The organism is Exiguobacterium sp. s129, assembly GCF_018617585.1.
Taxonomy (GTDB): Bacteria; Bacillota; Bacilli; order Exiguobacteriales; family Exiguobacteriaceae; genus Exiguobacterium; species Exiguobacterium aestuarii_A.
The window spans coordinates 95,961-118,203 of sequence record NZ_JACSKL010000005.1; the positions used below are offsets into that span (position 1 = coordinate 95,961).

General features: G+C 47.4%; 22 protein-coding genes. 10 read left to right on the top strand and 12 right to left on the bottom strand.

Translation table 11 applies throughout. The features are described 5' to 3' along the window. Positions 1-19 precede the first annotated feature (19 nt). Positions 20-1,273: an MFS transporter gene (locus KNO92_RS07575; protein WP_214760734.1), complete on the bottom strand. Its 1,254-nt coding sequence runs from the start codon at positions 1,271-1,273 to the stop codon at positions 20-22. Positions 1,274-1,382: 109 nt separating this feature from the next. On the opposite strand from KNO92_RS07575, the gene KNO92_RS07580 reads away from it, so the two are divergent. Next, complete coding sequence (locus KNO92_RS07580; protein WP_214760736.1) at positions 1,383-2,603, top strand: helix-turn-helix domain-containing protein; 1,221 nt, start codon at positions 1,383-1,385, stop codon at positions 2,601-2,603. Positions 2,604-2,607: 4 nt separating this feature from the next. Here KNO92_RS07580 and KNO92_RS07585 read toward each other — a convergent pair whose 3' ends face one another. Further along, complete coding sequence (locus KNO92_RS07585; RefSeq protein ID WP_214760739.1) at positions 2,608-3,615, bottom strand: S66 family peptidase; 1,008 nt, start codon at positions 3,613-3,615, stop codon at positions 2,608-2,610. Between the two features lie 63 nt (positions 3,616-3,678). Next, a complete protein-coding gene (locus KNO92_RS07590; protein WP_214790236.1) occupies positions 3,679-4,005 on the bottom strand; it encodes a winged helix-turn-helix transcriptional regulator in 327 nt (108 codons plus the stop codon). A gap of 106 nt (positions 4,006-4,111) precedes the next feature. Here KNO92_RS07590 and KNO92_RS07595 point away from each other — a divergent pair, with 106 nt between their 5' ends. Continuing rightward, positions 4,112-4,915 carry a VOC family protein gene (locus KNO92_RS07595; protein ID WP_214760741.1) on the top strand — a complete coding sequence of 268 codons (804 nt, stop codon included), beginning with the start codon at positions 4,112-4,114 and terminating at the stop codon, positions 4,913-4,915. A gap of 13 nt (positions 4,916-4,928) precedes the next feature. On the opposite strand, the gene KNO92_RS07600 is transcribed toward KNO92_RS07595, so the two are convergent. Then, positions 4,929-5,921 (bottom strand): 5'-3' exonuclease, encoded by a 993-nt coding sequence (locus KNO92_RS07600; protein ID WP_074034157.1) that lies wholly within the window; start codon positions 5,919-5,921, stop codon positions 4,929-4,931. Between the two features lie 199 nt (positions 5,922-6,120). Further along, the gene (locus KNO92_RS07605) at positions 6,121-7,443 is read right to left on the bottom strand and encodes a hemolysin family protein (RefSeq protein ID WP_251127084.1); all 1,323 of its coding nucleotides are present in this window, start codon (positions 7,441-7,443) and stop codon (positions 6,121-6,123) included. Between the two features lie 189 nt (positions 7,444-7,632). On the opposite strand from KNO92_RS07605, the gene KNO92_RS07610 reads away from it, so the two are divergent. Next, positions 7,633-8,430 (top strand): glucose 1-dehydrogenase, encoded by a 798-nt coding sequence (locus KNO92_RS07610; protein ID WP_214760743.1) that lies wholly within the window; start codon positions 7,633-7,635, stop codon positions 8,428-8,430. Positions 8,431-8,463: 33 nt separating this feature from the next. Here KNO92_RS07610 and KNO92_RS07615 read toward each other — a convergent pair whose 3' ends face one another. Further along, positions 8,464-10,419 (bottom strand): ATP-binding protein, encoded by a 1,956-nt coding sequence (locus tag KNO92_RS07615; RefSeq protein WP_214760745.1) that lies wholly within the window; start codon positions 10,417-10,419, stop codon positions 8,464-8,466. Between the two features lie 189 nt (positions 10,420-10,608). On the opposite strand from KNO92_RS07615, the gene KNO92_RS07620 reads away from it, so the two are divergent. Together KNO92_RS07620 and KNO92_RS07625 are read left to right on the top strand one after the other, a co-directional pair. Further along, positions 10,609-10,929: a PadR family transcriptional regulator gene (locus KNO92_RS07620; RefSeq protein WP_214760747.1), complete on the top strand. Its 321-nt coding sequence runs from the start codon at positions 10,609-10,611 to the stop codon at positions 10,927-10,929. Then, positions 10,926-11,957, top strand: a complete 1,032-nt coding sequence (locus KNO92_RS07625; RefSeq protein WP_214760748.1) for a DUF4097 family beta strand repeat-containing protein — start codon at positions 10,926-10,928, stop codon at positions 11,955-11,957. The genes KNO92_RS07620 and KNO92_RS07625 overlap by 4 nt, the downstream gene beginning before the upstream one ends. 36 nt (positions 11,958-11,993) lie before the next feature. On the opposite strand, the gene KNO92_RS07630 is transcribed toward KNO92_RS07625, so the two are convergent. From KNO92_RS07630 to KNO92_RS07645, 4 genes are all read right to left on the bottom strand, one after another. Continuing rightward, complete coding sequence (locus KNO92_RS07630) at positions 11,994-12,686, bottom strand: LutC/YkgG family protein (protein ID WP_214695831.1); 693 nt, start codon at positions 12,684-12,686, stop codon at positions 11,994-11,996. Then, positions 12,686-14,086, bottom strand: coding sequence for a LutB/LldF family L-lactate oxidation iron-sulfur protein (locus KNO92_RS07635; RefSeq protein WP_271305986.1), 1,401 nt, complete (start codon positions 14,084-14,086; stop codon positions 12,686-12,688). The genes KNO92_RS07630 and KNO92_RS07635 overlap by 1 nt, the downstream gene beginning before the upstream one ends. 2 nt (positions 14,087-14,088) lie before the next feature. Further along, positions 14,089-14,826 (bottom strand): (Fe-S)-binding protein, encoded by a 738-nt coding sequence (locus KNO92_RS07640; RefSeq protein WP_214760753.1) that lies wholly within the window; start codon positions 14,824-14,826, stop codon positions 14,089-14,091. A 228-nt stretch (positions 14,827-15,054) separates the two neighbouring features. Beyond that, on the bottom strand, positions 15,055-16,338 hold the full coding sequence (locus tag KNO92_RS07645; protein WP_214747100.1) for an NCS2 family permease: 1,284 nt from the start codon (positions 16,336-16,338) through the stop codon (positions 15,055-15,057). Between the two features lie 245 nt (positions 16,339-16,583). Between KNO92_RS07645 and KNO92_RS07650 the strand changes: the two genes are divergently transcribed. The 5 genes from KNO92_RS07650 to KNO92_RS07665 all read left to right on the top strand — a co-directional run bounded on the left by KNO92_RS07650 (position 16,584) and on the right by KNO92_RS07665 (position 19,392). Continuing rightward, positions 16,584-16,817 carry a hypothetical protein gene (locus tag KNO92_RS07650; protein ID WP_214760755.1) on the top strand — a complete coding sequence of 78 codons (234 nt, stop codon included), beginning with the start codon at positions 16,584-16,586 and terminating at the stop codon, positions 16,815-16,817. A gap of 10 nt (positions 16,818-16,827) precedes the next feature. Beyond that, complete coding sequence (locus KNO92_RS07655; protein WP_214760757.1) at positions 16,828-17,787, top strand: LacI family DNA-binding transcriptional regulator; 960 nt, start codon at positions 16,828-16,830, stop codon at positions 17,785-17,787. A gap of 67 nt (positions 17,788-17,854) precedes the next feature. Further along, positions 17,855-18,136, top strand: coding sequence for a HesB/YadR/YfhF family protein (locus KNO92_RS07660; protein WP_074034990.1), 282 nt, complete (start codon positions 17,855-17,857; stop codon positions 18,134-18,136). A 97-nt stretch (positions 18,137-18,233) separates the two neighbouring features. After that, positions 18,234-18,368, top strand: a complete 135-nt coding sequence (locus KNO92_RS14915; RefSeq protein ID WP_256441184.1) for a hypothetical protein — start codon at positions 18,234-18,236, stop codon at positions 18,366-18,368. Between the two features lie 94 nt (positions 18,369-18,462). Beyond that, positions 18,463-19,392 carry a manganese-dependent inorganic pyrophosphatase gene (locus KNO92_RS07665; protein WP_214760759.1) on the top strand — a complete coding sequence of 310 codons (930 nt, stop codon included), beginning with the start codon at positions 18,463-18,465 and terminating at the stop codon, positions 19,390-19,392. An 89-nt stretch (positions 19,393-19,481) separates the two neighbouring features. Here the strand turns inward: KNO92_RS07665 and KNO92_RS07670 are convergent, their stop codons facing one another. After that, positions 19,482-20,609, bottom strand: coding sequence for a DUF418 domain-containing protein (locus KNO92_RS07670; protein WP_214760761.1), 1,128 nt, complete (start codon positions 20,607-20,609; stop codon positions 19,482-19,484). Between the two features lie 20 nt (positions 20,610-20,629). Next, entirely contained in the window at positions 20,630-22,183 is a 1,554-nt protein-coding gene (locus KNO92_RS07675; protein WP_074034179.1) for an ABC-F family ATP-binding cassette domain-containing protein, read from the bottom strand. Between the last annotated feature and the right edge of the window lie 60 nt (positions 22,184-22,243).

A 22,243-nucleotide genomic window follows, 5' to 3' on the forward strand; every position in this document is an offset into this window, starting at 1 on the left:
CGTTCGATGTCTTTTTTCGTTACGAGATGCGTTCGATCGACTGGACTTCTGCTCGTTCTGCTTGGATATCGTGACGGATGCGATGCATGGAAATCAAAGTGAGACTAAGCAAACAAATCATACAGATGGTGTAGAGAAGAGAGACTGGAATTAAATCGCTTAAAAAACCGAAAAGAATGAACCCAAGTGGTGTGATTCCCATTGCCAGTGACTCGAGGACTCCCATTACACGACCTAGATAATTTGGATCTGTATTTGTTTGTAAATACATTTGAATCGGAATATTTGCTCGAATAACGAAGAGGCCACTCAATAAAGCGAAAAACGAAAAGAATAAGATAGCGGGCAACACGTTGAATGTAAAGTAAAGTGGGATGGCTGGACCGATAAAAAGTAAGCTTAAAACAATTAAGGCACTTCTCATCGTTGAAAGTCGGTACTTAATTTTGAAGAATGGTAATGCATGTAGTAATGAAGCGACTAAAAACCCAATAGCGAACATACTTTCTAAAAATCCGAATTGAAGAGGTGATACCCCGATTTCTTGTAAGGCGGCAATAGGGAATAAGACTTCGGATGCGACAAAAAAGAAATTAAGAAAAGTGGCGAGGAGCGCAATGGTCCATAAAACACGTTGCTTTTTAAGATATTGAAATCCGGATTGTACTTCCTTCCAAGTCGACTGAGACGTCTCGTGAATATCGCGGGATTGAAATTTAAGTTGAGTGGCGACTAATCCTGCGATGAAAAAGAATACAGCTGAACTGAACAAAAATACGGAAATCGGTAAAATTTTAAATAAAGCTCCGGCCAATAAAGGTGTACCAATACTTGAAAATGAGATGATACTTTGGATTAATGAGTTGGTTCGTTGTAACTCTTCTTCCTTAAACAAAAGAGGGATTGAGCTAGATAAAGTCACGGATAGGAAAGTTGAAAAAACAGAGAGTAATGCGGTGATCAAAAGATAAGCAGGGACATTAAATGTCCAAATTAAGCTCGAAATTCCGGCAAGAAGAAACAGCAATCCATTTAACGTTTCCATATTTACGATGACACGCTTGCGATTTAGCTTGTCTGCATAAGCACCAGCAAAAGGAGAGAGCAGAATGCGAGGAAGGGTTCCTGCTAACAAGACAATCGCAAATTGTAACCCTGAACCGGAAGTGGTAAGTACAGTCAATCCGGCGATAAATGTGAACAAGTTTGAGGCGAACAACGACATGAATTTTCCGATTAACAAGATGTGTAGATTCGAAAATGAGTTTTTCATAAGAAGTCTCCTTTACAAATTAGTTAAATGTGATTTAACATTATCATAAAGGCAATTGAGTGAAATGTAAACATAAAGTTCAATATAATTTAACTTTGAGAGGTGTTATATGATTGGAGAGCGCATTAAAGCATTGCGAAAACAAAAAAAAATGACTCAAACACAGTTGGCGGAAGGAATTGTCACGAAATCAATGCTTAGCATGATTGAGAATGGAAAAGCGGAGGCATCGATGCGCAGTTTGCGAGAACTCGCCAGTCGATTGGATGTATCAGTACAGTTTTTGCTCAAAGATTCTAGAGAGTCTGAACTACAAAAACTTGTAGAGGAAATCGAATACGCAGATATGGGTTTTATGAAATGGGACAATAAAGATATTATCGAGCGTTTAGAACCATTTCTTGATAGTGACATGCAATCGATTTGGTTGGGACGTGCGTATGTTTTTTATGGTGACGCGATTTTGACGAATGATAATCGCGATTTAGTATTAAAGTATTATGATCGTGCGATTGAGTTATTTGAGCGATTAGGTGAGAAAGATGAAATTGCAATGACGCGAATCGGTCAAGCCTACTATTTAATGCACTGGGATCGATTTGATGAAGCGGGTGAAAAAATCGAACTGATTGAACAGCTCGATTCTCAAGCGATGAAAACAAAAACACGGATTGAATTTTATATGTTGCTTGTTTTTAAAGAGTTACTTTATAACGCTCAGTTGTCACATGCGATTCAATATTTAGAAGAAGCATTAAATTATATGAAACAAACTCGAACTTATTATCGAGCAGATGACGTATATCGAGCTCTCGTCATTTGCGCACTATATCGAAAAGAAAACGAATTGATTCAGACAGCAATCATGAAAGCTCGACAGTATGTTGATTTTACCGAAGATGATTCTTCTAGAATGAGGTTGGCGTTTACAGAAGGTTTGGTGGCGATGAAGCAAAATAATGTGGATTTGATGGGGATTCAACTAAGCATTATCGAAGAAATTTTACAAAAAGAAGAAAGCTATACGGTAATTAAAGAGGAAAAACGCTTCATTACTCCTTTTGAAATGTTCAAAGGAGTTTATTATGCGATGAAAGGTGATATCGAAAAAGCGGAATTATTCTTAAGTGAGTTGTGGGAGAGGAGAAATGAATGGCAACTGAAGCATAGCTTAATTGACCAAGCCATTTATTTAGAAGGACTATTACTTGGTACCCTTTACGGATGTGGGAATCAATGGTTAGAGGAAATCGAGACGCTTATTGATCAATTTCCTGAAGGGTACTATCATCAAAACTTAACGGAGTTATTAGTTAAGATCAAGGGCTGACGAATCAGCCCTTGAACGTTTGAATCAATGTTCCTTGACCATGCTCGACTTGGACGGAAGCGTGTGCTCCATTGACGAGCGTCATTTGCGGCGGAACGTGTCCGAAATCGATATCGTAAAAGATTGGAACCTCTAACATGTGGTGAAGCTCCTCATGCACCATCTCGGTCGTATAGTCTTGATGCACAGATGGGGCATCACTTCGTCCGAACAGAATACCAGACGTCTGATTGAACCAACCGGCCCACTTCATTTGAAGAAGGGTCCTTTTTAATGCCGGAACGTTCATCTCGACGTTCTCAAAATACCAAAGAATCGGTTCATCATTCAGGTGCTCGTGTTGGAACGTCTTAACGTCTCCATACGGTGTCCCGATTGTATGTAAGAGCACGTCAAGACATCCGCCGAGCAATCGACCTGTTGCGTGTTGACCACCGATTGCTTTCCATTCAGTCGCTTCCGTCAAATGAAACAGATGTGGCGTCGGATTGTCAAACTGCCATTCTTTTTGGAACTTCTCGGACGAGCGTTGGATGACCGTCTCGTCGATCCGCGTCGACAAAACATCTAGCCAGCGCGAACTCGTCTCGTCCCATACATCTGCACGCAAATCGACTAAGTTCGGACCATGGGCCGAGGCGATTCCGGTTTTTAGCGTATAGACGAAGAGCAACAAACTCGTATCTGAATAACCGAGCATCCATTTTGCGGGTAAGGATTGCCACTCGATTTGGTCGAGGATCTCCATTAAAAGTTCTCCGCCCCAAGGCGGAATGATCAAGTCGACAGTGTCGTTTTGAAGGAGATTGGTCAATTCATTTACTCGTACGCGAGCCGGGGAGGACTTCCCGAATTGTTGTTTCCACGCATTCGGAGTGAATTGTAACGTGAACCCTCGATCGGAAAACTTCTGTTCTGCTTGATGCAATAAATGGTGTAATTCTGTTGGTATACCTGACGAGGGAGCGGTGACACCGATTTGATGACCGGTAAACTGTGGATAACGAATCATGACGACCTCCTGTGGATAAGTGATAAATGAAATCGGTTAAAACGGTTATCCACATGTGGACAACTAATTGGAGCGCATCCGTTCCGCGTGACGCATTCCCCATTCGTTCATCGCTTCGAGAATCGGGATTAGTGTTTTCCCATACTCGCTTAAGCGATAATCGACACGGGGAGGGACTTCTGGATAGACGGTCCGGATGACGATATCTTGTTCTTCTAAATCACGGAGTTGTGCGGTCAGTATCTTTTGACTGATTTTTGGTAACGCTCGTTTCAACTCACTGAAGCGTAACGTATCCCCATTGATCAGGACGAGGAGGATGGAGTGCTTCCATTTTCCTGTAATCAGTTCGAGTGCCGTATCGACTTCGCAGCTTGTTATCTTGGTCACATCGTTCTTCCTTTCCATTAGTATCGTTGAAGTAACTATACCACCTTTTTGTGCCTACTTCTGCAATGTGAGCCGAGCGGGTATAGTGAAGGTGAGGTGATTGTATATGAAAATCGAAAATATTGAACTAGGACCGGTGACGCTACGCGTCCGTGACATCGAACAGATGAAACAATTTTATGTAGACGTGATTGGGATGAGTGTCCTTGAAGAAACCGAAGAGCTTGCCACGCTCGGAACGAAAGAGCATTCGCTCGTCATCTTGCACCATGTTCCGCAGGCGAAGACGAATCCGCGAGCGGCAGGGTTGTTTCATTTAGCGATTCTATTACCGGATCGTGTAGCGTTAGGAAGCATCTTGGCGCATCTTATCGAACAACGCATTGAAGTCGGGCAAGGCGATCATTTAGTGAGCGAGGCGTTCTATTTGAGTGACCCAGAAGGGAACGGGATTGAGCTATATGCCGATCGTCCGAAGGAACAATGGAGTTATGAATCGAACGGGCATGTGAAGATGGCGACTGAGCCAGTCGACTATGAATCGATGCTTCAAGCTGCAGTGAATCGACCATTCACTGGGTTACCGGTCGGCACGACGATGGGACATGTGCATTTTAAAGTCCGGTCGATCGAAGCAGCAAAGCGCTTCTACCATGACCGACTCGGGTTTTCCATTACGACGGATTCTTATCCGGGGGCACTGTTCTTAGCGGCAGACGGGTATCATCATCACATCGGCACGAACGTGTGGGCACGTCCGAGTGAGGCTCTAGGAGTCGAAGCAGGACTCGAAGCGTGGACACTTCTTGTTAACGAAGAGACAAACCAGGCGTTAGGTGGAACATCGTCTGAATGGACGTTGACGGATGAAGATGGAATTAAAGTGCATATAAAAAGAACGGGCGCATGAGCGGCCGTTCTTTTTAACGTGCGGATGTTTTCTTCTGACCTGCGTTGAAGGAGAGACGAAGTCCGCGTTTTTGATACGCTTGCTCGACTCGCTTCGGGTTGAGGCTGAGCTCGAGATGAGCCAACTTCAAATGGTCAAGTGCCGGCACCGTGACATCAAGACGAACGAGCTCCATGTTGCGCTCTGCTTTTTTGCGTGTTCGTCTCAAGTTACGGGGCACCTCCTCTGACGTCAGTGCCGCGATCGTTTCATTTACTTGTTGTCGTTTATCACCTTTGATACTCAAGGCAGAATACAGCTTATCGAGCGAACCGAATCGTTTGATCAGTTGGACCGATTGGTTTTCGTCAAGTCCCGCAACAGGTGGAATTCCGTCTGAACGGTCTCCCGTCAACGCTTTAACGGCTGACAGCTGTTTCGGTTTCAATCCTTCGTATAACGCCGCAATCTCTTCTGGTCGAATTTCTAAATGACGTTTGAGCGGTAACGGACGGTTATCACGAATATCACAGCGAGCTTGCATTTGCTGAAGCTCCTGTGTTTGCAACCAAACGGTGATTCGTGGACTGACAAGCTGTAACAAGTCTTTGTCTTTTGTCATGATGACTACAGGTGCACTGCAACTGAATTTACGTGCGATGTGGGCGATTAAATCTTCCCCTTCATAGCCTTCTACTTGGAATTGTGGAATTCCACTATCCTCAAGCAGTTGGCGCATGAGTTCCATCTGCGCTTTCAATTCAGGCGGTGTTTGACGTCTGCGGCGTTTATAGCCCGGGTAGAGTTCTCGACGCCATAATGTTTCACGTGAGACGTCCCAGACGACGACAAAGTGAGTCGGACGATGTCTGCGTAGAATCGTCCGGATGAGGCCGGTCATTCCGATGACGGCACTCCGATCGTTTTTGGATACCTCGCGTCCTTTTTTTGTTCGGCTCGCGGCGGCACCATAGTAAGCACTGGCCAGCATGGAGTTACCGTCAATCAAAAATAGTTTGCGTTCCATGCGTAACCTTCTTTCTATTTCTTTCTGTTTAAACCGAACATCTCGCCATGTTTCGGTGATGTTGTGTCATTGAGTGCGTGACACTCAAATAAGCAACATATGTGCAGTATATCACGGCAAGAGGCGAAAATATAGCGACAGTTCGGTTCACACATGAAAAACCCTTCTCCAAATCAAGGAGAAGGGTTTGACAGAAACCTTATTCTGAGAGAGGCTCTTCCTCTTCATGTGAGGCCAAAATCAGGTCGACGAAGACGATTCGGTGGTTATCGACTTCACTGACAATCAATTCATGGTCGCCAGGTAAGAGGAAGTGTTCGCCCGTCCGAGCATTCGCTTTTTGTGACAAGACAAATCCGCCGACTGTATCGACATCATCTTCGATTTCAATCCCGAACCGTTCCTCGAGTTCTTGGGTTAACACAAGTCCAGAGAGACGGTAATGTTTTGGAGCAATTTCTGTAATTTCTGCTTGTTCATCTCGGTCGAACTCGTCGCGAATCTCACCGACGATTTCTTCTAGGATGTCTTCAATCGTTAAGAGGCCGGCAGTACCCCCGTATTCATCGATGACTAAGCACATCATCGTCTGCGCGTTTTGCATCTTCACCATCGCTTCTTGAAGCGGCGTGAACTCGGTGACGAGTGGCAATTGATGAATGAACGACTCGAACGGTGCGTCATTTTTCGAAAGTTGAGCAGTGAAGAGTTGTTTTGCATTCACAAATCCGAGCACGTCGTCGCGGTCGCCATCTCGTGTGACCGGATAACGCGTATACTGGTGCTCTTCGACAACTGAAATGATCTCTTCAATCGTATCTTCTTCATCGATTGTTACCATGTTCATACGTGGAACCATGGCATCCTTGGCAATTCGTTCGTCAAACGAGAAGATGTTTTGTACATATGCCAACTCGTTTTCGTTGATTTCACCACTACGGAAACTTTCCGTCATGATGATTTTCAGCTCTTCTTCTGAGTGTGCCGTCTCCTGAGCCGTCGTCTGCACCCCGAATAAGCGGAGGGTGAGACGTGCCATGCTGTTCAAGGCACGAATGAACGGGTAGAAGATTTTCGTGAACACGTAGAGCGGACGTGCGACAAGGAGCGTCAACTTTTCGGCTTCATGGACCGCAAGTGTTTTCGGCACAAGTTCTCCAATGACGACGTGCAGGAACGCAATGAGTAAGAATGCGATCAGGAACGACAAGAATGTCACGAGAGACGGCGATAAGTTCAACTGGTCGACCCATGTGTGGATATATGTTTCGATTTGATCGGCACCAATCCACCCGAGTCCGAGTGCAGAAAGCGTAATTCCGAACTGAGATGCAGAAAGGGAGTCGTCGATATTCTCGATGACTTTTTTTGCGCTAACCGCTTTCTTGTTTCCTTCAAGCACGAGCTGGTCGAGTCGAGCGCCACGCACTTTCACAATTGAAAATTCGGCTGCCACGAAAAAGGCAGTCAAAAAGATTAAGAGCGCAACGATGAGTAAGCTGAGTAACATGGGACTGTCCAACAATTCCCCCAAAAATCGGGGAGTCACCTCCATTGAGTATAAGATCAAACGTCTTTCAGGCAGTTCCTGAAAACGAATAGTTTGTTTCAGTATAGTTGATTTGTTTCAAATATTCAAAATGCAGCCAATCATGTTTGATGAAGAGGGGAATGTGGGAACTAAAAACGAGAAGATGAAGGAGGAGTTCACATGGCAAACTATCCAGAATTAAAAGGAAAAGTCGCGGTCATCACGGGAAGCTCGAAAGGTCTCGGTCGAGCAATCGGTGAGCGTTATGCGAAAGAAGGGATGAACGTCGTCCTGAACTATCGTAGGAGTGAAAAAGAGATGGAAGAAGTCATCCGTGGCATCGAGGCAGGTGGTGGGAAAGCCGTCGCCGTAAAAGGGGACGTCTCGGAAGAAGGACTCGCGGAGAAGATGATCGAAAAAGCCATTGCTGAGTTCGGGAAAATGGATATTTTCGTGAATAACGCCGGCGTTCAAGTCGAGGCGAAAACACATGAGATGGAATTCGACAATTGGAAGAAGATTATCGACGTCAACTTGAACGGTACGTTCCTTGGTGTCCGTGCTGCCTTGAAGTACTTCGTTGAGAACGAAATCGAAGGCAATATCATCAACATGTCTTCCGTTCACGAAATCATTCCACGTCCTGGTTATACACATTACGCAGCAAGTAAGGGCGGCGTAAAAATGTTTACGAAATCAGTCGCTCTCGAATATGCACCGAATCACATTCGTGTGAATGCGATCGCACCAGGGGCAATCGATACGCCAATCAACGAAGAGACGATGAGCGACACAGAAGAGAAGGAAGGGTTAGAGGCACTTATCCCATCTCACGTCATCGGGAAGCCGGAACAAATCGCCGCCGTTGCCGCATGGCTCGCGTCGGATGAATCGTCATATGTCACAGGGACAACGATTTTTGCGGATGGTGGACTATCACTTTATCCATCATTCGGTCCAGAGAATAAAGTACAGTAAACAAGAGGGTGCGCTATCGCACCCTCTTGTTGTTTAACTACTCATTTGATTCGATACATCCATTTTTGGAAGACTGACGGTGAAAATGGACCCTTTACCGATGTTCGACGTGGCATGAATTGTGCCGCCATGACCTTCTGCAATCTCTTTACAAATCGCGAGACCAAGGCCAGTGCCTCCGATTTTGCGACTGGCGGAATTGTCGACGCGATAAAACTTGTCAAACAACTTCGATAGTGCGGTCTGAGGAATCCCGATTCCATGGTCTTCAATCGAAATATCAATCCAATCCGGTCGCTCACATGCGACACGGACATGGATGTCTCCCCCATGAGGAGAATACTTCACAGCATTATGAAGTAGATTCATGAAGAGTTGATTGAGTCGCGTTCGGTCTCCATATACATAAAGGTCTTCCTGACAATCAAACGAAATATGATGATGTTGACTTGCTCCTTGATGCACCGCGATAGCCTGTTTCAGGATGTCCGATAGGCGCTCCGTCTCATTGTGGTACGTCTGTTGTCCTGATTCCATCCGTTGAACATCGAGCAAGTTGGAAATCAAATCTTCGAGACGCAATGTCTCTTGATGAATCATCCCCAAATATTTCTCCGAACGTTCGGGAGATAGCTGTCGAAAACGAAGAAGTTCGGTGAATCCGATGATACTTGTGAGTGGGGTACGAAGCTCGTGAGAGACGGTCGAAACGAGTTCGGTTTTCAAACGGTCGACCTCAGTCTCATGGGTTACATCACGGAAGACGAGCATCGTGCCGTGGCGTGTTCCTCTCAAGTAAATCTTCTCCGCATACATTTGAATGAAGCGCTCTTCCTGGTTCATCGAGAACGTGACGCTCTCTTCTTTACACTGTCCGTCAAACGACCGCTCCATGAACGCGAAAAAGTCATCCTTTTGGTCGACCTGCAGTCCAAGTTCTTCAAGGCTGGCGTCTAAACGATATAAGTCGACTTCGTTTCGCTTTGTAATGGGTTGGTTAAACAAGACAAAGAGTGCTTGGTTGGCCACTTTTTCGCTTGTTGCGTGCTCGACATAGATGACGGCATCGCGGATGGAATGAAGGAGACGCGCTGTCTTTTCACGCTCTTCTTCGATTCGATGGCGCTGCGTTGTGAGTGACGAAGCCATCTGGCGGAATGAGGTCGTCAGTTGACCGACCTCGTTTTTAGATTGAACGGTGACCGGCGTGACCGGTTGTTTCTCTCCGGCAAGGCGCTTGCTGTTTTCAATCAATTCCTGAAGTTGACCCGTTAAGCGTCTGACGTAAGGGCGAGCGACGATGAAGAGAATGAATAGGACTCCGAGTAAGGAGAGGAGCCATAAAGCTTGTGCCCATTTCGTATGTGTCGCAAGTTGAGCACGGAGCGCATCCTCTTCTGCGTTCAGTGAGTTCCGATATTCCGTGAAGACGCTCTCCATATCGACGATGCTCGCGCTCATATCTGCGGCACTTTTCGAGTTGATTTTAAATTTACGGTCTGCCGGCGGCTCTTTTTGAGGGTTTACCTTCCCGAGCGTTGGCATTTTTAAAAAGGGTTCGGTCACACTTCCGTCCCGTTTTCCTTCTACATAACGTTCGAGGCTCGGCATGACGCGTTCTTGATAAGCAACAAACAGTGTACGGGCATCGCTCGCATACGTTTTTTCCTTATCGGTTACGGCGTTCTGTTCGAACCAAGTCGTCTGTTCGTCAATCAAAACTTGTTTATCTTGTACGCGCTCTAGCATCGCATCGTCTCCGAGGATTACGTAGCCGCGCATTTCATATTGCATCGACTGCCATGTTTCGAACAATTCGGTCGCATTTGTGCGCCGTTCACTGATGTTCTCGAGCGATGACGTCGTCTGTTCGATTTGGTTTTCCGTATACACATATACGGCAAGTGATGTGAGGAGGATCAGTCCGATGAATAAATAGAAGACGAATAAAAACTGTCTTCCGATCCGCTGGTCAATCCATGACTTCATAAAGACCGTTCCTTCCTAGAATGATGAACATTCCGACTGTGACAAATATCCTACGAGTGTCGTTCTTTCATTGTACAGATTCACCTCCTCAGAAGCTAGATATTGAGAAATCAGGGGAATGGCAACTATTATATATTGAATAGTAGTGATTGATGTGCTATTGTTCTATGTATAGTAGGGGGTGGGATGATGAATCCTCAATTCAAGAAGGGTGTACTCAATCTTTGTGTGCTGGCGCTTGTAGCGGAACAAGACCGCTACGGCTATGAACTCGTCCAAGCGATTTCGGCTAAAGTAGCGATTTCAGAAGGTGCCGTCTATCCATTATTGCGTCGGCTGACGATAGAGGGCTATTTCACGACATATTTAATGGAGTCCGGAGAAGGCCCTCCACGGAAGTACTATCAGATCACGGAACAAGGGCGGACACATTTGGCTGAGTTGCGAACGGAATGGGATGTATTCACGAACGGCGTCAATGACTTAATCCGAGGGGGAGACGACAGATGAATGAAGAACAGTACTTGTCAGAGCTTGAGCAATTATTGATGAACGTGAAGGTGAAAGATCGCCTCGATATTTTACGAGATGTGTCTGAGTACTTCACGAGTGGTCGATTAGAAGGAAGAAGTGATGAAGAGATGGCGCGCGAGTTAGGGGAACCGAGCGTGCTCGCATCGGAACTACTTGCTTCTGTCGATTTTGAAGTAGCGGAGTCGACACGACCGCCTGCAGTTGTCAAAAGTTCGACCGTCGCTTTCCAAAGCGTCCTCATTCAAGTTCAACATGCGCAGGTGTTCGTGACACCATCACAAGATGGGTATGCTTACGCGACACTTGAAACAGAGACCGACCATGGGGTAGTCATGGATATCGTCGGGGACACGTTAGAAATCCGGATTGAATCCGAACGTCGTTTCGGTCTGTCTGATTTATTTTCGTGGTTTGGGTCGAAAGCGCCGGTCCTTCGGGTCGAACTACCTCATCACGCCTATCATCAAATTCAATTGAAGAATCGTCACGGTTCAAGTGATGTACAAGATCTTCAAGCGGAACGCTTACTCGTAGAGAGCGAGAATGGGCGAATCACCGCACATCATATTCAAGCACGTCATGGCGAGCTTCGTACATCGAACGGGAAAGTGCTCGCATCAGACTGTCACGGTCACGATTGGGAGCTTCATTCCTCAAACGGTCGTGTTGAAGCGAAGCACTCTCAGCTAGAGCGCATCAACATCCATTCCTCGAACGGTCGAATCGATGTTGATCATGTCACAGGAGCCATTGATGCCAAGACGTCGAACGGCCGGATTGACTGCCTCGTTCAATCGATTCAAGCACCGATTCGTTTGAAGACAAACAACGGAAAGATTGACTTGCACGTGGATGAACGTCCGGAAGATGTGACGATTCGGGCGAAGTCACGGAATGGAAAAGTCAATGTGTTCGGAGAACGGTCGAAAGAGTGCGTGTTCGGTGAAGGATCCATTGAAGTGAAACTAACAAGCTCAAACGGGAGCGTCACGGTATCAGGATAAACGTAGCCCCTCCATCGATCGATGGAGGGGCTATACTTATAGATCATGCACCAACACATAGGCAACCCGGACAGGTCCATGAACACCGACGATGAGGTTCATCTCGATGTCGGCCGAGTTCGACGGACCGGAGATGAAATTGACACCGTTCGGGGAATGGAGACCATCTCGATCGAGTGCGGCAAGCTGTTGTGCCGTTTGCGTCATACGTGGGACAAGGACAGATTTCGGGATGATCGCAATATGGTCTTGCGGTAACAGGCTGATCGTCCGTGATTTTCCAGGCTTCGCATATTGGACGATTGTTGCACTTTCCGCAAACGCTACATCTGCGATCGTGATGCCGATGTCGGCACGTGCGGCGAGCTCTCGGCTCGTGTCCGGCTTTGTCGAATCCCACCATGCGAACGTCTCACTCGTGGAGGGAGCCCAAGCGGAAATTCGGTCATCGTTTTCCGCGAGGATCCGTGTTCCTTCGTAACGTTCAATCAAGAGACGGAGCGTATCATCGAGATTCGCAGATTCACATTCCACCAAATCGGTATGGATTCGTGTCGCGACCATGCGAAACGTCTCGAGTAGCTCTTCTTCGCTCGCATCTTTTAACACGTCGTCTTGTGGGCGATGTTTGTACTCGCGTTTCGGTGGGGTGAGGTCGACCTCACGCCCGAGCTGTTTGGCGATGCGTTGTAAAAAGTCTTCACGGTTTGTGATTGTACCAGGATTCATCAGGCGTTCCCCCGTTTCTTGAACCAATCTCGGACAGTTTGTTTATTCGGTTGCGGCAAGTCTTTCGAGTCCGTCCAAGCCGGCAGTCCTTTTTCGATCTGACCGGATGTGGCGAACGGTGATGTCGCAAACGGTGCGACATGTTCCGCTGCTTCGAATAAGAACGGACTTGATGCTGTGACGGCAAAACCTTTCATCGCAATCCGTTCCACGAAAGGTGATTGTTTCTTTTCCTCTACGATGACGCGGCGGTGTTCAATCAACAGCTCGTGTAACGGAATCTTCACGGGGCATGCCTCTGTACAGGCACCACAAAGACTCGACGCATAAGGAAGTTCTTTATAGTTCTCGTATCCATCTAGGAGTGGGGCCAACACGGCACCGATTGGACCAGGATAAATTGACCCGTATGCATGCCCGCCGATATGGCGATAGACCGGACAGACGTTGATGCATGCCGCGCAACGGATGCATTGCAGGACCGATTGGAACTGTGTACCGAGAATGCCAGAACGTTTATTGTCGACGATGACGAGATGGAATTCTTCCGGACCATCGACTTCGCCGACCGCGCGCGTCCCGGCGAATGTTGTGATGTATGACGTGAGGCGTTGACCGACCGCGCTTCGACAAAGCATATTGACGAGTACCTCGAACTCTTCATAAGAAGGGACAACGCGTTCCATCCCCATGACAGAGATGACCGTGTCAGGAAGTGACGTCACCATGCGTCCATTCCCTTCATTGGTCACAAGCCCGACGGCTCCACTCTCTGCAATGGCAAAATTACAGCCGGTGATGCCGACTTCTGCCTTTAAAAAGTCTTTCCGTAGTTCTTGTCGTGCATAGCGCCCGAGTTCGGTCGGATCATTTGAACCGGTATAGCCGTGAGCAGTGAACGTCTCATGAACAGCGTCGCGGTCTTTGTGCAGGGCAGGGGCGACGATGTGAGACGGTGGGTCTTCGTCGAGTTGCAAAATCCATTCCCCAAGGTCGGACTCGACGACTGTACATCCTTCTTCCTGAAGCGCCTCGTTTAATCCAATCTCTTCTGTGACCATCGATTTTGATTTCACGACATGTTTGGCTTGTTTCGAACGAACGACTTCCCGAATGTAGCGGTTCGCTTCTTCTGGCGTCTCTGCGAAGAAGACGCTCCCACCTCGTTTTGAGACATTCTCGCTCAATTGATACAAGTAATAGTCGAGATGCTCGAGCACGTGTTGACGAATCTCTTCCGAGTGGTCACGGAACGCTTCCCAGTCTCCGAGTTCACCCGCAGCATCCAACCGTCCATCCCGCAGCCGGTTTTGAGCTGAACTGACGGCTTGCCGCATGAATGCATCCTCAATCCCGTCCTTGCGACGGTCCTGAAACTTCTCATCTAACCGAATCCCCATGCTCATGCTTGCTTCACTCCTTCGTTCAAGATTTCGGCAATATGCATCACTTTAATCGGATGTCCCTGTTTATGAAGGCGTCCGCCGATGTTCATCAGACACGATGCATCTGCCCCAATCAAAACGTCTGCACCGGACTGTAAAATCGATTCGACTTTCTCATCCACCATCTGCACTGACACGTCCGGCATCTTGACGGAGAACGTCCCGCCGAACCCGCAACAGTTATGTACGTTCGCAAGGGGAACCATCGTCAGTCCATCGACGTTTCCTAGCAACTTTCCAGGCGCCGCTTCAATTCCGAGAAGGCGGGTCATATGACAAGACGCATGATAGGTCGCTTTGGCGGGAAATTTGGCGCCGACATCAGTGACTTCGAGCACATCGACGATGAACTGCGTCAGCTCAAACGTTTTGGCGGCATGTGCCTCTGCCCGAGGACCCCATACCGGATCACCTTGGAACAAATGCGGATAGTCGCGCATCATCATGACACATGATCCCGATGGTCCGACGATATATTCCGCATCTGCTTGTTCGAACGTTTCAATCATATGCTTGGCGATTTTTTTCGTTTCCTCATGATAGCCGCTGTTATAAGCAGGTTGCCCACAACACGTTTGTTCAAAAGGGAAGGTCACCTCACACCCTAAATGTTCGAGTAGTTCGACTGTCGCTTGTCCGACGGATGGAAACAACGTATCAGATAAACAAGTGACGAATAAAGCTACATTCGGCATAACCATTCCTTCTTTCTTCTGATGATAGCGATTTCAACGTCATTATTTCATAATACGTAGGAAAGTGACAGAAAAATGGGGAGGAAAACTGATTTATTTGTAAAATCCTGTCTAATTGATAACGTATCTCACTGAATGAGAATTCATCCGTAGTCTGATATAAAACAGCATTCCGTTACGTATAACAGAAAAAGACCCTCGTCACATGACAAGGGTCTTGTATCTAAATTATAGGAAAAACATTTCCAAGATGAAGAGTGCGCCGAACAAGTAGATGAGCGGGTGAACCGTCTCTTTGTTCATCGCTTTGAAGATCGGGTACAAGATGAACCCGAATGCGATCCCACGTTCGATACTTCCTGAAAGCGGCATGATCAAAATCGTCATGAAGGCCGGGAAGTATTCGCTAAAGTCGCTCCAGTCGATATAACGTACGTTCGTCAACATGAGCGCCCCGACGATGATGAGTGCAGGAGCTGTGATCGCCGCAACGCCAGAGATGGCACCGATGAGCGGGCTGAAGAAGAGCGTCAATCCGAACAAACCAGCGACGACGGCCGTTGTGAGACCCGTACGTCCACCTTGTGCGACACCGGCTGCAGACTCGATGTATGCAGTCGAAGGGCTCGTTCCGACGAGTGAACCACCCATTGTGGCAAGCGAGTCGGCAAAGAGTGCACGATGACCATTTTCAATCGTGCCATCTTCTTTTAAGAGACCGGCTTGTTTCCCGACACCGACAAGTGTACCTGTTGTATCGAACAATGTGACGAGGAAGAACGAGAGGACGGCACCGAATAATCCATATTGAATGACATCACTAAATGCTGTTACCGGGTTGACCATGAGTCCTTCTGGAAGTGTCGGCATTGCCGTGACACCGTTGATTTGTAAGATGTCCATGAAGTAAGCCGCGATTCCAGTGAGTACCATCCCAATCAATAAAGAACCTGGAACATTTCTCGAGAAGAGAAGTGCCGAGACGATTAAACCGCCGAGTACGAGTAACACTTCGGGTGAGGATACGTCACCGAGACGCACCAAGTTTGCCTCATCTGCGACAATCAATCCCGATAACTTCAATCCGAGCGAAGCGATGAAGAGACCGATTCCGGTCGTGATCGCATGTTTCAGCGAAGTCGGGATCGCTTGAATCAATTTCGTCCGAATCGGAGAAAGCGATAGGATTAAAAAGAAGACGGACGAGACGAAGACGACGCCGAGTGCGGCGGATGGTGCGATTTGTTCTTGGGCGACGAGCGTGTAAGCGAAGAAGGCGTTGAGCCCCATCCCGGGTGCCACAGCAATCGGCAAGTTCGCATAAAATGCCATTAAGCCTGTCCCGATGAGGATGGCAATGATCGTCGCCGTGAAAGCTTGAGCAAATGGAATCCCAGCATCAGATAGGATGGCCGGGTTGACGACAGAGATATACGCCATCGTCACGAACGTTGTGATTCCGGCTGTCACTTCTTGTTTAACATTCGTACCATGTTGTTTCAGTTGAAAAATATTCATCGATAAAACTCCTTATTTAGGTATATTTCCGAACATTAATTGAGAAAAATGTTTAAATTAACGTTATCAACTTGATGACTATACAAAAATGTTTGATTCCCGTCAATTGTTTTGAGTAAAAAACATGAAAAATGAAAGTTACGAATAAATAATGTTCGGAAATAAACTTTTTTCAAAAAAGGCCTTGCTCTGAAACGCGTTTCAGAAGATACGGTATAGACAAAGGGAGGGGAACCGATATGAAACCGAAAACGTGGAAAATCTGGTGCAGTGGAATCGTATATGAACTCGTCATCAATCAGTTGTATACGCCGTTTGGAAAAATGTTGTGTACCCGTTTCCGGGAAGAGTTTCTTCACTTACCGTTAGAGGAGCGCTTCCGTCTCGTTCAAGCGATTCGAAGTCAAGTCGTCGAAAGAGGTGACAGTCAGCAAGCAGAGTGGGTACACTATATGCAAAGACTGACAAGTTGAGGTGGGACGAATGGCAAACATTCGAGATATCGCGAAGCACGCTGATGTATCGGTGACGACGGTCTCGCGCGTGTTGAACGAGCATCCGTACGTATCGAAGGAAAAACGGACCCGTGTCCATGCGGCGATGAAAGAACTCGGGTATTTGCGAAATCAACAGGCGCTGACGTTGTCGACGGGGAAAACACAACGTGTCGTCGTCATCTTACCTTATATGGATCATCCGTATTACGGTCTCTTCGTCAACGGGCTTGCGAAAGCGGCCCTCGAGCACGATTACCGACTCGTCATGTGGCAGACGGAGTATAAGCTGAGTGAGGAGCGACAAGCACTCGATTTACTGAAGCATCGCGAAGTCGATGGGGCGATCGTCTTGTCGCACGAGATGTCCTTTAAGGAAATGGAGACGTATCGTGCGTACGGACCGATTGCCGTAGCGACCGTCGGCGCACCGGAGACGATTTCGTCTATCCATGTCGACCATTATGCGTCGTTCGTATCAGGTATTCATGTGTTGCAAGAGCATGGATATGAAGAGATTGGAATCATCTTGTCAAGAAGCCATAGTCCGAGCTCCCTTGCGCGTCAGCAAGCCTATTTCGATGAAGTAGCGCATGCGCGTGAGCAATGGATTTGGACCGGTTATTTGACGAGTGAGGACGGTATTCGGTTAGCTGAAACGTTCCTCTCTCAAAAAGAGCGTCCTCGAGCGCTCTTTTTCTCGTCGGATTATGTCGCTCTTGGATTTTTGGGGGAGATGCAACGACGGCACGTCGCAATTCCTGAGGAAGCTGCCATGCTGGGGTTTGACGGACATCCGATTAGTCGGGCATTCGGACTGTCGACGATGCTTTCTCCGAATGAACAGATTGGTCGTCAACTGTTTGAAACGACGCTCGCTGAAATGAACGGAGCCATTCCAGAGATCCACGGGATGACCGTCAGCTATCAAGCGGGAATGACACTTTAGGCAACATCCTCGCTCGACTCTTTTGAAACGTTTAGAATGAAAGAAGTAGTCGAGAGGAGGAAATGTTATGAAGATTCAAGTAACAGAAGAAGCGCTCCAATGGTTCAAAGAAGAAATGGAAGTCGAAGCGGGTCAAACGGTTCGTTTGTTTGCAAAATACGGGGGTTCGACAGACTTGACGCACGGTTTCTCCGTGGGAGTCATCACAGAAGACGTGAACAATGCGGCTGTTGAGACCGAAGAAGACGGCATTCGTTTCGTTGTGGCGGAACAAGATGAGTGGTTGTTCCAAGGACAAGACGTGAAAGTCGAACTTCGCGGAGAAGAAATCGTCTTCGTTCAAGCCTGACGTTTCAGTTTGTTTACGTTTGATGAAATGTCGTTTGACGAAATCTGGCTTGGGGAACAGATTACGACAAGTCGGATTTTCGAAAGGATGACACGATATGTCAGACAAAGAAAAGCGTGAACAAGAAGAAAAAGAAAAGTTGAAACGAGATCAACCGGATATCTCCCATGAAGAAGATTCAAAAGGAGATCATTCCGACCTCGAAGAGACAGATGAAGACGAACAATCATAAGAGCCGACACGGCTCTTTTTGTTTGGGGAATTGAAAGAAATGCCGTGGACGTTATAATGGATAAGGGAAAACTATTTAGTGAGGAGAATGAGACATGAGTACAGTACTAGTCTTCGGACATAAAAATCCAGATACCGATACCATCACATCAGCGCTCGCCTATGCCGAGTTGAAAAAGAAATTAGGAATGGACGCAGAAGCGGTCCGACTCGGTGAAGTGAACGGAGAAACGCAATACGCACTCGATCACTTCCGCGTGAAAGCACCACGTTTGATTGAAAGCGTAACAGGTGAGGCAGAAGAAGTCATCTTAGTCGACCACAACGAGTTCCAGCAAAGTGCAGACGGCATCGAAGACGTGCGAATTCTTGAGGTCATCGATCACCACCGCATCGCGAACTTCCAAACGGCAGACCCGCTCTACTATCGTGCCGAGCCAGTCGGATGTACAGCGACGATTTTGTTGAAGTTGTATAAAGAGAACGGTGTCGAAATCGCATCGGATATGGCCGGTTTGATGCTTTCTGCTATCATCTCGGACTCACTTCTCTTCAAATCACCGACATGCACGGATGAGGATATCAAAGCAGCGAAAGAACTTGCTGAGATTGCTGGCGTCGATGCGGAAGCATACGGGCTTGAAATGCTCAAAGCCGGTGCAGACCTTAGCCAAAAAACGATTGAAGAGCTCATCTCACTCGATGCGAAAGAATTCGCAATGGGCGACTATCGTGTCGAGATCGCGCAAGTGAACACGGTCGATGCGAATGATGTCTTGAACCGTAAAGAGGAAGTCGAAGCGGCGATCGCCAACACGGTTGCAGCGAAAAACTTAGACTTGTTCGTCTTTGCCATCACGAACATTTTGACGAACGATTCAGAAGCGATTGTCGTCGGACCAAAACCAGAACTCTTCGAACAAGCGTTCAACGTGACGCTTCAAAACGGATTGGCAACACTTCCAGGCGTGGTCTCACGTAAGAAGCAAATCGTGCCGGTTTTAACTGAAGCGGCAACAAAATAAAAAGTCGAAGCCTTAGCCTCGAGCGGAACTGCAGACGTTCATTCGTCTGCAGTTTTTGTTTAAAAAAGACCGGACAATGAAGTCCGATCTTAGGATGATTTCGTTTGTCTTCCATATGTCCCTAAACGCCATAGCTTCTCAAACGGTCCGTAACGGTGATTCTTCAGCCACCACATCGAGAAGAACGCCTGGACAATCAAAATGGCGATGCTGAGGAATAACCCTTCGGTTAAAGAGAGCGCTCCATACGCACCAAGTGCGATCACCGGTAAGAAAACGATCAGCGTATGCGTCAAATAATTCGTGAGTGCCATCCGTCCGAGTGCTTGAAGTGGCGCGAACGTACGACCTTTACGAACGGCTACCGTGAACAGGCAGACGTAAGTCGTGGCGAGTAACTTCCCGGAAATCAAGACGGCGAACAAGTTTAGCCAGAAGTATGCATACCCTTCACCGTAATGATGCCAAATGATCACGCCGAAGAATGGAAGGGCGAGGACGGCGCAAATGATGGCCGTGCGCATCAAGCTTTCTAGACGCCACGTCAGAAGTTTTCGTTCACGTCCGATATACAGTCCGAATAAGAATAGACTGAGAATCTCGAAACCGACAACGAACGAGTTGGAGAAGGCGTTAAAGATTTCGATGGAATATCGATAATCGAACCAGGCACCAAACCCTTGATTGAATACATCAGGGAACGGGATGCCGCCATAATAGCTTCCACCCATGCTCCATTCACTCAACGCGGAAGTTCCATACAACAGAAGGATACTTCCGATCAACAAGCTCCATGCCCACGTCAGAATGGCACGGTTGCTCAACTTATAGAAAAGGGGAAGCAATAAGCCCCACATCGCGTACGTATGGAGGATATCACCTGACCAAATCGCCAAGTGCGCGAGACCGAACAAGAAGAGGATCAAAATCCGGCGTATGTAACGACTGACCGATTCGCCACGAGCGTAAGAACGCTCGAGGAAAATCGAAAAGCCGATCCCGAATAAGAGGGAGAAAATCGTATAAAACTTCGTCTGCACGAACAAGTCAAAGAGCGTGCGGACGAACAAGTCGCTCCCATAATAATCGGGACGACCGAACATCCAGTCGCTCCCGAGCATACTCGGGATATTGACGAGGAAAATGCCGCAGAGGGCAAACCCTCGGATAATGTCATACAAAATAATCCGTTCATTCGTTTGAATTGGGGTCGCCATACGACACGTCCTTTACTGAATTAAAATACTTTCGTTGTCCACGACTCACAGTTCCAGACGTCTGTGACGATATCTTCATAGAATTCTGGTTCGTGACTGATGAGGAGGACACTTCCTTTGTACTCTTTCAACGCACGCTTCAACTCTTCCTTCGCGTCGACGTCCAAGTGGTTCGTCGGCTCATCGAGTAAGAGAAGGTTTGTCTCGTTGTTGAGGAGTTTACAAAGACGAACTTTCGCTTTTTCACCACCACTGAGGACGGAGATCTTACTTTCGATGTGTTTCGTCATGAGTCCGCACTTCGCGAGCATCGCGCGTACTTGCTGTTGGTTGAGCGATGGGAACTCGCTCCAAATCTCTTCAATACATGTGTTGTTGCTCGTTGCCGCTTCTTGTTCGAAGTAACCCATCTCAAGAAACTCACCGCGCTCAACTGTTCCTTCAAGCGGATTGATCAATCCAAGCAAGCTCTTTAAGAGCGTCGTCTTCCCGATTCCGTTCGCTCCGACGAGGGCAATCTTTTGACCGCGCTCCATCTGAAGGTCGAGCGGACGTGAGAGCGGCTCGTCGTATCCGATGACGAGACCTTTCGCATCAAAGATGAGGCGTCCCGACGTGCGGGCCTGCAGGAAGCGGAATTCCGGTTTCGGACGCTCCGCACTCAATTCGATGACATCCATCTTATCGAGTTTCTTCTGACGTGACATCGCCATGTTTCGTGTCGAGACGCGTGCCTTGTTTCGGGCGACGAAGTCTTTCAAGTCAGCAATCTCGGCTTGTTGACGCTTATAAGCGGCTTCAAGTTGCGAGCGTTTCATCTCGTACACTTCCATGAACTTGTCATAGTCCCCGACGTAGCGGTTCAACTCTTGGTTTTCCATATGGTAGACCAAGTTGATGACGCTATTTAAGAACGGGATATCGTGTGAGATCAAGATGAAGGCATTGTCATAGTTTTGGAGGTAGCGTTTCAACCACTCGATATGCACTTCATCCAAATAGTTGGTCGGCTCATCGAGGAGCAAGATATCTGGCTTCTCGAGAAGCAACTTCGCAAGCAATACTTTCGTACGTTGCCCACCTGACAAATCCGTGACGTCCCGGTCGAGACCGACATCTAAAATACCGAGACCGCGTGCGACTTCTTCTACTTTCGCATCGATGATATAAAAGTCATTTGAGTCGAGCGTCTCTTGAAGTTCACCGACTTCAGCGAGCATGTCTTCCATCTGTTCAGGTGTCGCGTCACCCATCTCCATGTAGAGTTCGCCGATGCGCGTCTCCATGTCAATCAAGTATTGGAAAGCACCTTTCAAGACGTCGCGAATCGTCATCCCGCGCTCGAGCACCGCATGTTGATCGAGGTAACCGACACGGACATTTTTCGCCCATTCGATTTTCCCTTCATCCGGTTGCAGTTTGCGTGTGATGATGTTCATGAACGTCGATTTTCCTTCACCGTTCGCTCCGACGAGACCGATGTGTTCCCCTTTTAAGAGGCGGAAAGAGACATCGTTCAAAATAGCGCGGTCACCAAAGCCGTGGCTCAAGTTTTGTACCGTTAATATACTCATAATTCGTTTTCGTTCCTTTCAAAGTAAACTACCCGATATTGTAGCATGAATCCAATCAAA